Genomic DNA, 13,462 nt, shown 5'->3' on the forward strand with positions numbered 1-13,462 from the left:
TGAGAGCGAACCGGTCGTGGCGGACCACCCGGGCGCGGGCACACCATCGGCTCAGGACGAAAAACCCCAAGGAGGTCCACAGTCATGAGCACCCGGAAGGTCGCGGTCGTCACCGGCGCTTCACAGGGCATCGGCGCGGCGCTGGTCGAGTCGTACCGCAAGCTCGGGTACGCCGTGGTCGCGAACTCGCGGTCCATCACCCCGTCGGGGGACGCCGAAATCCTCGCCGTCCCCGGCGACATCGCCGACCCCGCTGTCGGCGCCCGCGTCATCGAACAGGCACTGGCCACGTTCGGCCGGGTCGACACCCTGGTCAACAACGCGGGCCTGTTCGTGGCGAAGCCGTTCACCGACTACACCGGCGCCGACTTCGACACGGTCACCGGCGTCAACCTGCGCGGCTTCTTCGACGTCACCCAGCACGCCATCGCCGCCATGCTCGAAACCGGCGGCGGGCACGTCGTCAACGTGACGACCAGCCTGACCGACCACGCGAACAGCTCGGTGCCCTCGGCTTTGGCGTCGCTGACGAAGGGCGGCCTCAACGCCGTCACGAAGGCGCTGGCGATCGAGTACGCGACGCGCGGGATCCGTGTGAACGCCGTTTCGCCCGGCGTCATCCGCACGCCGATGCACCCCGCCGAAACCCACGAGTTCCTCTCGGCGCTGCACCCGGTCGGGCGCATGGGCGACATCGCCGACATCGTCGACGCGGTCGCCTACCTCGAAGGCGCGCCGTTCGTCACCGGCGAGATCCTGCACGTCGACGGCGGCCAGAGCGCGGGCCACTGATGACCGCCGAAGCGGACGTCCTCACCGGCGTCCTGGACGAGTGGAAGGCGGCGGTCGACGCGCACGAGCCGGCTCGCGTGGCCGGGTCCTTCACCGAAGACGCCGTTTTCCAGGGCCTGCACCCCTACAGCGTCGGCCGGGCGGGCGTCGCCGAGTACTACGCCTCGCAGCCGCTGGGCCTCACGGCGGACTACCGGGTCCTGGAGACCCGGCGGCTCGCCGAGGACGTGGTGCTCGGCTACGTGAACGTCGACTTCGGCTTCACGGACCGGCCGGTGCTCCCGGTCACCCTCGGCGTGGTGCTCCGCCGCGTCGACGGGACCTGGCTCATCGCCCACTACCAGGTGTCCCGGCGCTGACCGGCCGGGCCGCGAGCCGGCCCAGCCCCGGCAGGCGGCCGCGGTTGGGCACCGTGCGCAGCGGGTGCCCGGCCAGGCCCCAGCCGCCGAGGAGCTCGTTCGCCGCCGCCCAGCCGGTCGTCGCCGCGCGTTCCATCAGGGCCACCGGCAGGTCGACGCGGATCGCGTCGCCCGCCAGGACCAGGCCCGGTTCCGGGGTGCGCACCGGCGGCCGGCGGGCGAACCCGCCGACCGGGAACAGCGGGCAGTCCTGCCGCACCAGCGTGATCTCCCCGAGGACGCGGGCCGCCGCGGTCTCCGGGTAGAGCCGGTGCAGCCGCTCGTCCAGGGCCCGGCTGACGTCGTCGCGGTCGGACGCGTAGGCGTGCAGCTCCACCACGGAGCCGCCGGTGCGCCGGGCCCAGCGGCGGGCCTCGCCTTCGTAGCGGTCCAGGACGCTGATGTTGTCCAGCGGCGGCAGCCCGCCGGTGCCGAGGAACGCCGGCCGGCCCGCGTCGACGGGCCGGTCGAGCCACAGCCGCCGGACGACGAACGGCGGCGCCGTGCGCAGGTCCTCGACCGCGGCCCGCCACGACGGCGTGCCGAGCCCGGGCGAGGCGGCGACGATCCGGCGCAGTCCCGGGACGTCGCAGGCGAGCACGACGGCGTCGAAGCGCTCCTCGCCGATGCGGAACCCGTCGCCGTCGCGCTCGATCGAGGCCACCTCGGTGCCGCACCGGAGGTCGGCGCGCCGGTCGGCGAGGTGGCCGGCGAGCGGGTCCCACAGCGCCTGGGGGAACGGCTCGGCCGGGACGTCGAAGAGCAGGCCTTCGGCGGAGCCGAGGAAGTACAGGTGGAACATCGTGGCGAGTTCGGCGGCCGACAGCTCGCCGGGGTCGGCGAAGAAGCTGCGCGAGAACACCTCGAACGCGAGGTGCCGCGCCGCGGCCGGGAAGTTGATCGCGGCCAGGAACGACGCCGCGTCGAGGTGGTCGAGCTGGTGGTAGACGCGGGGAACGCTGACCGTCGCCAGGGGCAGCGCCCGCCGGCCGTCCAGGCGCAGCAGGTCGCGGGTGCGGAACGTCGGGCTGCGCAGCGCGAAGGCGAGCGCGTTGACAGGCGGCGTCCGCGGCAGCCCGGCGAAGGTGTCGGTGCGCCCGTGCGGGTCGATCAGCGGGTAGTCGGGCACCGGGGTGAGCCGCTCGAGACCGGGGTCGGTGCGGGCCAGCAGCGCGCGCAGGTTGTAGTACTGGCGGAAGAACGCGTGGAAGCCGCGGCTCATCGTCACCGGCGTGCCGTCGGTGAGCCGGTCCGCCCAGCCGCCCACGCGCCCGCCCAAGTGGGCTTCGCGCTCGAACAGCGTGACTTCGACGCCGCGTTCGGCGAGCCCGGTCGCCGCGGTGAGCCCGGCGATCCCGCCGCCGACGACGGCGGTGCGCGGGCGGCGGCCCAGCTGTCCCGCGTCGGGGAGCCCGGCGGGCGCGGGGAGGGTCTCGGCCCGCCGATCGCGTCCGGTGACGCCGGTGGCGTGCCGCACGCTCATGCGGCGGTGCCCAGAACCGTGTGGACGATGCCGCGGTGCCAGCCCGGCATCGTGCCGGTCCGGACGTCGGTGAAGCCCGCGCGGGTCAGCCGCGCGCACAGGTCGCCGACGCCGTCGAAGGCCAGGACGCTGCGGCGCAGGTGCCGGTAGAGCGTGGCGTCGCCGGTGGCCAGCCGCCCGGCCGGGATGACGATCGCGCCGCACACCGCGTTCCACACCGCGCGCGAGCGGCGGGAGTCGCGCACCGAATACTCGTGCAGCGCGAGCACCCCGCCGGGGCGCAGCAACCCGTGCAGGACGCGCAAAGTGGCGTCGGGGTCGGCGACGTTGCGCAGCAGGTACGCGGCGAGGATCGCGTCGAACGGGCCGTCGGCCGCGGACAGCTCCTCGACGGGGAGGTGCCGGAAGTCCACTGTGGACGGCCAGGTCTTCGTCCCGGCGCGCGCGAGCATCGACGCCGAGGCGTCGATCGCGGTGATCCGCGCGTCCGGGGCCTGGGCGAGCAGCGCCGCCGTGGACGCGCCGGTGCCGCACCCGGCGTCGAGGACCCGCCGGGCGCCGCTGCCGTCGAGCAGCCGGCGCGCCGAGATCCGGAGGTCGCGGTGGTAGCCGGGGTTGATGCCGACGAGCCGGTCGTAGGCCGCGGCACCCGCGTCGAACGCCGCGGGCACCTCGGCCCGGGGCAGGCCGTTGCCTTTCATGCACTGTCCTTTCGCGACTTCCCGCGCTCCCACAGGAGCAGGACCGCGGTGACGAGGGCGTAGCCGAACAGGAAGTCCTCGACCGGGATGTCCCAGGGGAACCGCCAGCCGGTGATCCCGCCGGGGGAGTAGCGGACGATCGGCGCCGACAGCTTGGTCAGCCAGCCGTCGACCGGGATCTGGAAGGCCACGACGATCGCCATCGTGACCCAGTAGGCGGGCCGCCGGAACAGCCCGGTGCGCAGCACGAAGACCTCGGCCGCGACGACGGCGAGGACGGCGGCGACGGCGGGAACCGAGTAGCCCCAGGGCATCAGCTTCGCACCCGCCGGCGCCCGGCACGGGGCCGGGCCAGCCGGCGCAGGAACTGCCCGGTGCGGCCGACCGCTTCGTAGGTCAGCACCCCGCAGACCGGGACCACGACGAAGAACAGGACTTCCTCCAGCGGGATCCCGAACGGCGCGCGGACACCGGTGACGAACGCCGGGTCGAAGTCCCAGACCCCGGCCGCGATGGCCGCGGCGTCCCAGAGCAGGAACACCAGCGCCACCGGCAGCACCGCGCGCGCCAGGCGGCCCGGCCTGCGGTAGACGCGGGCGCCGGCCAGCTCCAGCGGCAGCGTCACCACGACGCACGCGCCGAGGACGAGCAGGTACTCCACCCGGCCCACCTCAGGCCACCGCCTGCCGCCGCCGGGCCCACTGCGCCCGCACGAGGGCGTCGCACGCGGCAAGCAGCCGCCGGTGCTTCGGCACGCGGGCGCGGCCGGCGAAGACGTTGTACCCGGCGGCTTCGATGCGGTCGAGGATGCCGCCGTAGAGGACGAACGCCGTCTCGACGCACGGGCGCGACGCCGGGTGCAGCATCGCGATGCCCGGCCGGGCCTCGGCGTAGGTCCGGCGGGTGCTCGCGATCTGCGCGGCGAGCGCGCGCCGGACCGCCGGGTCGATCCGCCGCGTGCGGGCGCACCAGCCGAGCCGGTCGCGGTCGACGCCGTCGGCGGCCAGCTCGTCGGCGGGCAGGTAGACCCGCCCGCGTTCGAGGTCTTCGGCGACGTCACGCAGGAAGTTGGTCAGCTGGAAGGCTTTCCCGAGCGCGGCGGCGCGCGGGGCGGCCTCCGCGCGGGGGACGACGGTCCCGAGCACGGGCAGCACCTGCAGCCCGATGACCTCGGCCGAGCCGTGCACGTACTCGTCGAGCGCGGCCCGGGTCGGGTAGCCGGTCACGGTGAGGTCCATCCGCATCGAGGCGAAGAACGCGCGGAAGTGCTCTTCGTCGATGGCGTAGCGGGACACGGTGTCGAGCACGGCCGCGCGCACCGGGTCTTCGCTGTGCCCGGTGGAAAGCTCCGCGAAGAAGCGGTCCTCGACGGCGTGCAGCGTGGCGGCGATCGACTCGGGCGTGGCGCCGGGTTCCGGTTCGTCGACGACGTCGTCGACCCAGCGCGCGAACCCGTAGAGCGCGTGGACCGCCGGGCGCTGCGCGGGCGCCAGCATCCGGGTGGCCAGGAAGTAGGTCCGGCCGTGGCGGGCGTTGAGCTCCCGGCACCGCTGGTAGGCCAGCCGCAGCCCGGCCCCGGTGATGCCGGCGGCGTCGAGTTCCCGGCGGGTCATCGCGCTCCTTCCCCGGTGATCCGGGCGGCGGCCAGCCGCCCGGAGAGCAGGACGGTCGGGACGCCGACGCCGGGCACGGTCCCGCCGCCGGCGAGGACCACGTTTTCCGTGCCCGGTGGCAGGTTCCGCGGCCGGAACGGTCCCGTTTGGACGAACGAGTGCGCGTAGCTGAACGGCGTGCCCGCGACCATCCCGCGCCGGGCCCAGTCGGCCGGGCTCAGGACGTGCCACGCCTCCGGTTCGAAGCCGGGCAGCAGGCCGCCGCGGACCCGGTCCAGGATCTCCTTGGCGTACGGCTCGGCTTCGGCGTCCCAGTCTTCGGGGCCGCGCCGCAGGTTCGGCACCGGCGCCAGGATGGAGAACAGCTCCCGGCCGGGCGGGGCGAGGCCGGGGTCGGTCGCGGTCGGACGGGTGATCAGCAGCGACGGGTCGCTCATCCGGCTGCCCTCGGTGATCAGCTCGCGGAAGGTCGACGCCCAGCCGTGGCCGAACGAAATCGTGTGGTGCCCCACCGGCCAGTAGCCGGGGCCGCCCGCGTGCAGCACCAGGGCCGACGGCGCCGGGCGCAACGGCACCGGGCGGCGCGGGGTGCGGCCCAGCAGCCGGTAGCTCTCGTGCGGTTCGGTGGTCAGCACCACGGCGTCGCAGGGCAGCCGCCCCTCGGCCGTGCGGACGGCGGTGACCCGGGCGCCCCGGCGTTCGAGGGCGGTCACCGGCGCGCCGAACCGGAACTCCACCCCGGCCGCCGCGGCGACCCGGGCCATGGCCCGCGGCACCGCGGCCATCCCGCCCTGGGGGAAGTAGACCCCGCCGACGGTGTCCATGTAGGAGATCACCGCGTACAGCGCGAGCGCCCGCATCGGCGACTCGCCGGCGTACAGGGCCTGGAAGGTGAAGACGCGCTTGAGGCGCTCGTCGCGCAGGAAGGTGCCGATCTTGCGGTCCAGGCGCCGGAACCCGCCGAGCGCGACGAGCCGGGCCAGATCGCGGGAGACCAGGCCGAGCGGCGAATCGATGTTGCTCCCGACGAACCGGTCGAACTCCGCGGCGTACAGCCGGGTCAGCCAGTCGCGGAGCCTGCGGTACCCGGCGGCCTCGGCCGGCCCGGCGAAGTCGCGGACCGCGTCGGTCATCGGCTCGGCGCCGGTGTGCACCGGCAGCACCGACCCGTCGGCGAACCGCGCGGTGTAGGCGGGATCGAGCCGGGTCAGGCGCAGTTCCGACGTCATTTCGGCGCCGGCCGCGGCGAACGTGTCCGCGAGGATCGACGGCATGGTCAGCACGGTCGGGCCGGTGTCGAGGTGGTAGCCGCCGAGCTCGAGCCGGCCCGTCCGGCCACCCGGTCCTGCGTCGCGCTCCACCACGACGACTTCGCGGCCGCGGCCGGCGAGGTGCAGCGCGGCGGACAGCCCGGCCAGGCCCGCGCCGACGACCACGACCCGGCCGGTCGGCCCGGTGACCGTCCTCATCGGACTCGTTCGGTGCAGCGGCGGGCGAGCACCGTCAGCGCCGCGGCGGCCGGCCCGGGCAGGTCCACCAGGTCGATCGCTTCGAGGGCGCGGCGGACGCGCTCGTCGATGAGCTTCTCCAGCTGGTCGCGCGCACCGGTCGCGGTGATCAGGTCCCGCCAGCGCGCGACGGCCGCGGCGTCGACGGCGTCCAGGGCGAGCAACCCGGTGAGCTCGGCGCGCTGCCGGGGGCTCGCCAGGTCGGCGGCGAGCACGACCACGCTGGAGGCCTTGCGTTCGCGCAGGTCGTCGCCCGCGGGTTTGCCGGTGACCGCCGGGTCGCCGAACACGCCCAGCAGGTCATCGCGGAACTGGAACGCTTCGCCGAGCAGCCCGCCGTAGGTGCCCAGCGCGGCGAGGACGTCGTCCGCGCAGCCGGCCAGCGCCGCGCCGAACTCGAGCGGGCGGCGGACGGTGTAGTCGCCGGACTTGCGGCGGATCACGTCGAGGACGTCGGCCCAGGACGGCAGCGCGCGGGCGTCGTTGACCAGGTCGCCGAGCTGCCCGACGGCCAGTTCGGACCGCATCCGGTCGTAGACCGCCCGCCCGCGGGCCAGCGCGCCCGCGTCGAGCCCGCTTTCGTGCAGCAGCTGCCCGGACCAGACGAGGAAGAGGTCGCCCATCAGCACCGCGGCCGACTCCCCGAACCGCTGCGCGGAGCCGGCGAGGCCCTGGCTTTCGTGCCAGCGCGCGAACCGGACGTGCATCGCCGGGTGCCCGCGCCGCCGCGCCGAGCCGTCCATGACGTCGTCCTGGATCAGCGCGAAGCAGTGCAGCAGCTCGAGGCTGGCGGCGGCGCGCAGGGCCGCGGCGCTCTCCGGGCCGCCGCAGCGCCAGCCCGTGTAGGCGAACATCGGGCGGAGGAACTTCCCGCCGGTGACGAACTCCGGCAGCGCGGTGACCGCCGGGGCTTCGGCGGCCCGTCCGGTGAAGTGCTCCCGCACCCGCTCGGTGACGAAGGCGTGGACGTCCGCCCCGCACCGCCGGCGCAACGCGTCCAGCCAGGCCGTCGTCCCGGTGGCGCCGGCCGCGGGGATCACCGCCATCCGGACTCCTTCCGAGGTTCGCTGCAAAGTCGATGCGTTCCGGCAGTTACCCCGAACAGGCTCGCACAAACATCACTGCGGCGCTCGCCGTCGCGTTGCGAGTGCGATGCGGATCGGCGACGATGGGCCTCGTGAACGTCCGGCGATGGCCCGTCCAGCTGTTCAAAGAACCCGCTTGGGCGAAACAGGAACCGACGTACCGCGAGTGCGCGCCCGCCCTGATCGAAGCGGCGGGGAAACGCGCGTCCGCCCGGCCGTCCGGCAACTGGTTCGTCATCGGCGCGAGCCGCGAGGTCCGCGCCGACCGGCCCTTCGGGAGCACCGTCGGCGGCCACGAGCTCGTCGCGTGGCGCGACGAGGACGGCGAAGTCCGGATCGGCCCGGGCGCGTGCCCGCACCTGGGCGCCCCGCTGGCCGACGCCCGGATCGACCGCGGCGGGCTCGTCTGCCGCTGGCACGGCCTCCGGCTCGACGGCACGCGCTGCGGCACCTGGTCACCGGTGCCCGCGCACGACGACGGCGTCCTCGTCTGGGCCCGCTTGGACGCACTCGGCGGCGAACCGCCGTCGGACCGCCCGGTGGTCCCGGAGCGCCCGGCGGGCGGGCCGAGCATCGACGCCGTGGCGACGCTGACCGGGACGTGCGAACCGGAAGACGTCGTGGCGAACCGGCTCGACCCCTGGCACGGCGCGTGGTTCCACCCCTATTCGTTCAGCCGGCTGCGGGTGCTCGAAACGCCGGACGGCACCGAGGGATCGGACCGGTTCCTCGTCGAGGTGACGTTCCGGCTGGCCGGGCGTGCGGGCGTGCCGGTGCACGCGGAGTTCCTCTGCCCGGAACCGCGGACGGTCGTGATGCGGATCGTCGAGGGCGAAGGCGTCGGCAGCGTGGTCGAAACGCACGCGACCCCGCTCGGGCCCGGTCTCGACGGCAAGCCCCGGACGGCGGTCATCGAAGCGACGATCGCTGCTTCCGAGCGGCCGGGGTTCGCGCTGGCGGCGAAGCTCGCCCCGGCGATCCGGCCGCTGATGCGCCACACGGCGGCGCGGCTGTGGCGCGACGACCTCGCCTACGCCGAACGCCGGTACGCCTTGCGCAGCGGGTGAAGTTTGCCGCCCGGTGCGCCGGGTACACCGAGTCCGGCGGTGCCCGTCCGTTGTTCGAGCTCAGCTCGTGGTCTCCGCGGATCCGGGCAGGCGGACGGGCACCGCTGCCATGACCGGGTGCCAGCGGGTGGCGTCGAAGATCAGCGTGATCGCTTCGATCTTTCCGTCCCGCAGCCGGAAGTGCTCGGCCGTGCGCTGGACGCCCACCGGGGTCGCGGTGTGCACGTCGTAGACGAGCGTGGCCTCCGAATCGCCGTAGAGTTCGCTGATCAGCTCGACCCCGGTCACGATCGCCACGAACGCGGCGAGCCCGTCGAGGTGGCCGCGGGCGTCGCCGGAGCTGATCAGCGGGCTCTCGAACGAAAAGGTGTCCGCGAGCCGGGCGGCCGCGGCGGTCACGTCCCCGGCGAAACGAGCCCGGTGGTAGGCCTGCACGGCCTCGCGGGTCGACTCGGTCATCGGTCCTCCAGGTAGCGGGCGAGGTGCTGCTGGTTTTCGACGAGGCGTAGGCACAGGTGCCGCAGCGTCGTCGTCTCCTCGGCGGTGAAGCCGCGGAACACGGCGGCCATCGCCGCCTGGGACGGGCGCCGGAAGTCCTCGAGCCACGTCCGGCCGTCCGGGGTGATCCGGACCAAGACTGAGCGCCGGTCGCGGGGATCGGGGACCCGCGCGGCGAGGCTCGCGCGCTCGAGGGTGTCGACGAGGCCGGTGACGTTGCGTGAGCTGACCCCGGCGGACGCCGCCAGGTCCTTGATGTTCGTGCCGGCTTCGCGGTCGGCGAGGCGGATGAGGATGTCGAGCGCACCGGGGCTGAGACCGCGGCTGCCGGTGCCGCGGGAACGCAGCTGGTCGAGGCTGCGCGCGGCCGAGCGGACGGCGGCGGCCGCCTCCAGCGCGGCGGTGTCGCCGTCGACGGCGAACCCGGCCAGCGCGGCGCGGACCTCGGGGGAGAACAGGTGGCCGGCGGGATCCCGGTCGAACGCTACGTCAGATACGTCGTTCATAGTGAAGCACTACATTAGTACGTACTTCCGCATCTGGGAAGGGAAGCTCGTTAACCAGGCTTTCAACCGGAGTTAGCCTCTGTCCCGGCACAGGTTCTCGATCAGCGACCCATACTGACCCGGCTCTTCACCACGACACCCCCGGAGTCCCCATGACGGACGTCAATCGTCGGCGCTTCCTGCAGCTGGCCGGCGGCACGGCTGCCCTTTCCGCACTTTCCACCAGCATCGCCCGCGCGGCGGAGATCCCGGCGTACCGGCACAGCGGCACGGTGCGGGACATCGAGCACATCGTGGTGCTGATGCAGGAAAACCGGTCGTTCGACCACTACTTCGGCACGCTGCGCGGCGTGCGCGGCTACGGCGACCCGCGGCCGGCGACCCTGGCGAACGGCAAGTCGGTCTGGGCACAGTCGGACGGCAAGCGCGACATCCTGCCCTTCCGCCCCGAAGCGGACAACCTCGGCCTGCAGTTCATCCAGGACCTCCCACACGGCTGGAACGACACGCACGCGGCGTGGAACGGCGGCAAGTACGACAAGTGGGTGCCCGCCAAGGGCTCGACCACGATGGCGTACCTGACGCGCGAGGACATCCCGTTCCACTACGCGCTGGCCGACGCGTTCACGATCTGCGACGCCTACCACTGCTCGTTCATGGGCTCGACCGACCCGAACCGCTACTACATGTGGACGGGGTACACGGGCAACGACGGCCAGGGCGGGGGCCCGGTCCTCGGCAACGACGAAAAGGGCTACTCCTGGACGACCTACCCCGAGCGGCTGGAGAAGGCCGGGGTGTCGTGGAAGATCTACCAGGACATCGGCGACGGCCTCGACGCGGCCGGCGGCTGGGGCTGGATCGACGACGCCTACCGCGGCAACTACGGCGACAACTCGCTGCTGTACTTCAATTCCTACCGCAACGCCAAGCCCGGCGACGCGCTGTACGAGAAGGCGCGAACCGGCACGAACGCGAAGGCGGGCGAGGGCTACTTCGACCGGCTGCGCGCGGACGTCAAGGCCGGGAAGCTGCCGCAGGTTTCGTGGATCACGGCGCCGGAGGCGTTCTGCGAGCACCCGAACTGGCCGGTGAACTACGGCGCCTGGTACATCGCGCAGGTGCTCGACGCCCTCACTTCGAACCCGGAGGTGTGGAGCAAGACGGCGCTGCTCATCACCTACGACGAGAACGACGGCTTCTTCGACCACGTCGTCCCGCCGTACGTCACCGCCGGTCAGTCCACTGTGGACACCTCCGGCGAGATCTTCGCGGGGTCGGCCTCGAACCCGGCCGGCCCGTACGGCCTCGGCCAGCGCGTCCCGATGCTCGTGGTCTCGCCGTGGAGCAAGGGCGGGTACGTCTGTTCGGAGACGTTCGACCACACGTCGATCATCCGCTTCATCGAGCAGCGCTTCGGCGTCCACGAGCCGAACATCTCGGCCTGGCGCCGCTCGGTGTGCGGCGACCTGACCTCGGCGTTCGACTTCTCCCGCACCGACGTCCGGGTCCCGGCCTTGCCGGACACGGCGGGCTACGAGCCCCCGGACCGCGACCGGCACCCGGACTACGTCCCGGCCGTGCCGGCGAACAACGTGCTGCCGAAGCAGGAACGCGGACTCCGGCGATCGCGGGCACTCCCGTACGACTTGTCGGCCGACGCCCGGCTGTCCGGCGGCGGCCTGGCGGTGACGTTCGCCAGCCACGGCCGCGCGGGAGCGGCGTTCTACGTCGTCACACCATCGGGGGAGCCGCGGACGTACACGGCGGGGGCGGGCCGCTCGCTGACGGCGACGCTGCCGGTGTCCGGTCCCTACGACTACACGGCGTACGGCCCGGGCGGTTTCGTCCGCCAGTTCCGCGGCGCGGCGGCGGGCCCGGAGGTTTCGGTCCGGTGCGGGGACGGTGACCTGACGCTGGTCCTGAGCAATCCCGGCTCGGTGCCGGTACGCCTGACGGTGAAGGACGCTTACGGCCACCACTCGGTGACCCGCCTGGTGCGGCCGGGGGCGAAGGTCGTCGAGTCGGTGGGGATCCGGCGGAGCAACAACTGGTACGACGTCTCGGTGACTTCGGACCGGGACCCGAAGTTCCTGCGCCGCCTGGCGGGCCACGTGGAGACGGGGCGGCCGAGCACGAGCGACCCCGCGATCCTGACGGACTGAGGTCGTGTCGTGAGGGGCACCCTCGTGGTCGTCGTGACCATGGGGGTGCCCCTCCTGGTTCGACGGCGGTTCGGCGGCGCGGGGCGTCCCGCAGTGCGATCCGGCGGCGGGACGCTGCTGAGCCGTGGCCCAGTAGTGCGAGGCCGTGCTGAGCGGGACCCGAGGGGCGGCAGTGCAGTCCCCGTGAACCCGGCCGACCACCCCATCGGCCGGGTTTTCGCATGTCAACGACCCCTTGCGGATCATATCGAAAATTATATACGATCCTGCCCCACGGTCAGCGGACATCAAGGGAGCCGTCATGCGACTGTTCGGCAGCATCGATCGTGAGCACCGGCGCGTGGTCCTCGCCGCCATGGCGGGGACCACCATCGAGTGGTACGACTTCTTCATCTACGCCATCTCGGCCGGGCTCGTCTTCGCCACCCAATACTTCTCCGCGCTCGGCAAGGACGCGCTCCTCCTGTCCTTCGCGACCGTCGGGATCAGCTTCTTCTTCCGCCCCATCGGGGCCGTCGTCGCCGGGCACCTCGGTGACCGCTTCGGGCGGCGGGCGCTGCTGATCGCCACCCTGCTGCTGATGGGGGTCTCGACCGTCCTCATCGGACTCGTTCCCGGCGCCGGCTCGGTCGGTGTCGCCGCGCCCGTTCTGCTCGTCGTGCTGCGGATCGTGCAGGGGCTCTCGGCCGGCGGGGAGTGGGGCGGTGCCGCGCTGCTCGCCGTCGAGCACGCTCCGGATGACCGGCGGGGGCTCTACGGTGCCTTCCCGCAGATCGGCGTCCCGATCGGGCTGCTGCTCGCCAACGGCGCCCTCGCGCTGGCCGCGGCCGTGACGACGCCCGCGCAGTTCCTCGCCTGGGGCTGGCGGATCCCGTTCCTGCTGAGCTTCGTGCTCATCGTCGTCGGGCTGCTGATCCGCGGCCGCGTGGCGGAAAGCCCCGTGTTCGAAGAAGTGCGCCGGACGCGCAGCCGGTCGAGCCTGCCGCTGGTTGCGCTGTTCCGGCACCACGGCGTGCTCGTCCTGCTCGGCGCCCTGCTGTTCGCCGCCAACAACGCCGTCGGGTACATGACGACCGGCGGGTACGTCCAGTCCTACGCGGTCAAGACGCTGCACCTGGACCGGTCCGCGGTGCTGGCCGCGGTCATGGTGTCCGCGGTCGCCTGGCTGGTCAGCACCCTGGTGGGCGGCCACCTCGCCGACCGCGTCGGGCGGATCAAGGTGTACCGCATCGGGTTCGCCGTCCAGCTCCTGTGGATGGTCCCGTTCTTCGCGCTGCTCGACACCGCGAACCTCGGCCTGCTCGTGCTCGCGCTGGTCCTGTTCTCCGTCGGCCTCGGCCTCACCTACGGCCCGCAAGCCGCGCTGTACGCCGAGATGTACCCGACGCGGGTGCGCTACAGCGGCGCCGCGATCTCCTACGCGATCGGCGCCGTCCTCGGGGGAGCGTTCGCGCCCACGATCGCCGAAGCCCTGCAGTCGAGCACCGGGACCGTCTACTCGGTGTGCGCGTACCTCGCGGGGATGACGGTGCTGGGACTGATCGCGACGTTCTTCGTCCGCGACCGGCGCGGTGTTCCTCTTCGGACGGACGACGACGCGATGGAAGCGCCCGCCGGGCGGGGTTCCCCGACCGGGTAGTGCCGGG

At 73.3% G+C, this 13,462-nt stretch carries 14 protein-coding genes; 5 read left to right on the forward strand and 9 right to left on the reverse strand.

Annotation, left to right across the window (positions count from 1 at the left end):
* Positions 1–84 precede the first annotated feature (84 nt).
* Both ACLJQM_RS46935 and ACLJQM_RS46940 read left to right on the forward strand, forming a co-directional pair.
* Positions 85–792: an SDR family NAD(P)-dependent oxidoreductase gene (locus ACLJQM_RS46935; protein WP_410636517.1), complete on the forward strand. Its 708-nt coding sequence runs from the start codon at positions 85–87 to the stop codon at positions 790–792.
* The gene (locus ACLJQM_RS46940; RefSeq protein WP_410636518.1) at positions 792–1,151 is read left to right on the forward strand and encodes an SgcJ/EcaC family oxidoreductase; all 360 of its coding nucleotides are present in this window, start codon (positions 792–794) and stop codon (positions 1,149–1,151) included. The genes ACLJQM_RS46935 and ACLJQM_RS46940 overlap by 1 nt, the downstream gene beginning before the upstream one ends.
* On the opposite strand, the gene ACLJQM_RS46945 is transcribed toward ACLJQM_RS46940, so the two are convergent.
* From ACLJQM_RS46945 to ACLJQM_RS46975, 7 genes are read right to left on the reverse strand one after another with little or no spacing between them, the layout of a single operon-like run.
* Entirely contained in the window at positions 1,120–2,673 is a 1,554-nt protein-coding gene (locus tag ACLJQM_RS46945) for an FAD-dependent oxidoreductase (RefSeq protein WP_410636519.1), read from the reverse strand. The two genes, ACLJQM_RS46940 and ACLJQM_RS46945, sit on opposite strands and share 32 nt — an antisense overlap.
* Positions 2,670–3,374: a methyltransferase domain-containing protein gene (locus ACLJQM_RS46950; protein WP_247024414.1), complete on the reverse strand. Its 705-nt coding sequence runs from the start codon at positions 3,372–3,374 to the stop codon at positions 2,670–2,672. Before ACLJQM_RS46950 ends, ACLJQM_RS46945 begins: the two co-directional genes overlap by 4 nt.
* Positions 3,371–3,688 carry a lycopene cyclase domain-containing protein gene (locus ACLJQM_RS46955; RefSeq protein WP_396126821.1) on the reverse strand — a complete coding sequence of 106 codons (318 nt, stop codon included), beginning with the start codon at positions 3,686–3,688 and terminating at the stop codon, positions 3,371–3,373. The genes ACLJQM_RS46950 and ACLJQM_RS46955 overlap by 4 nt, the downstream gene beginning before the upstream one ends.
* Positions 3,688–4,044 (reverse strand): lycopene cyclase domain-containing protein, encoded by a 357-nt coding sequence (locus tag ACLJQM_RS46960; protein WP_360781806.1) that lies wholly within the window; start codon positions 4,042–4,044, stop codon positions 3,688–3,690. The genes ACLJQM_RS46955 and ACLJQM_RS46960 overlap by 1 nt, the downstream gene beginning before the upstream one ends.
* Before the next feature lies 1 nt (position 4,045).
* A complete protein-coding gene (locus ACLJQM_RS46965) occupies positions 4,046–4,987 on the reverse strand; it encodes a phytoene/squalene synthase family protein (RefSeq protein WP_410636520.1) in 942 nt (313 codons plus the stop codon).
* Positions 4,984–6,456, reverse strand: a complete 1,473-nt coding sequence (crtI, locus tag ACLJQM_RS46970; protein ID WP_410636521.1) for a phytoene desaturase family protein — start codon at positions 6,454–6,456, stop codon at positions 4,984–4,986. Before crtI ends, ACLJQM_RS46965 begins: the two co-directional genes overlap by 4 nt.
* Complete coding sequence (locus ACLJQM_RS46975; protein WP_410636522.1) at positions 6,453–7,541, reverse strand: polyprenyl synthetase family protein; 1,089 nt, start codon at positions 7,539–7,541, stop codon at positions 6,453–6,455. Before ACLJQM_RS46975 ends, crtI begins: the two co-directional genes overlap by 4 nt.
* Positions 7,542–7,672: 131 nt before the next feature.
* Here ACLJQM_RS46975 and ACLJQM_RS46980 point away from each other — a divergent pair, with 131 nt between their 5' ends.
* Complete coding sequence (locus tag ACLJQM_RS46980) at positions 7,673–8,647, forward strand: DUF5914 domain-containing protein (RefSeq protein WP_410636523.1); 975 nt, start codon at positions 7,673–7,675, stop codon at positions 8,645–8,647.
* A gap of 60 nt (positions 8,648–8,707) precedes the next feature.
* Here ACLJQM_RS46980 and ACLJQM_RS46985 read toward each other — a convergent pair whose 3' ends face one another.
* Entirely contained in the window at positions 8,708–9,106 is a 399-nt protein-coding gene (locus ACLJQM_RS46985) for a hypothetical protein (protein ID WP_247024408.1), read from the reverse strand.
* Positions 9,103–9,651, reverse strand: a complete 549-nt coding sequence (locus tag ACLJQM_RS46990; protein WP_410636524.1) for a MarR family winged helix-turn-helix transcriptional regulator — start codon at positions 9,649–9,651, stop codon at positions 9,103–9,105. The genes ACLJQM_RS46985 and ACLJQM_RS46990 overlap by 4 nt, the downstream gene beginning before the upstream one ends.
* Positions 9,652–9,803: 152 nt before the next feature.
* On the opposite strand from ACLJQM_RS46990, the gene ACLJQM_RS46995 reads away from it, so the two are divergent.
* Together ACLJQM_RS46995 and ACLJQM_RS47000 are read left to right on the forward strand one after the other, a co-directional pair.
* Positions 9,804–11,816, forward strand: coding sequence for a phosphocholine-specific phospholipase C (locus ACLJQM_RS46995; protein WP_410636525.1), 2,013 nt, complete (start codon positions 9,804–9,806; stop codon positions 11,814–11,816).
* Between the two features lie 301 nt (positions 11,817–12,117).
* The gene (locus ACLJQM_RS47000) at positions 12,118–13,455 is read left to right on the forward strand and encodes an MFS transporter (protein WP_410636526.1); all 1,338 of its coding nucleotides are present in this window, start codon (positions 12,118–12,120) and stop codon (positions 13,453–13,455) included.
* Positions 13,456–13,462: the final 7 nt, after the last annotated feature.

Origin of the sequence: Amycolatopsis sp. cmx-4-83, from assembly GCF_046548815.1 — a bacterium.
Taxonomy (GTDB): domain Bacteria; phylum Actinomycetota; class Actinomycetes; order Mycobacteriales; family Pseudonocardiaceae; genus Amycolatopsis; species Amycolatopsis pretoriensis_A.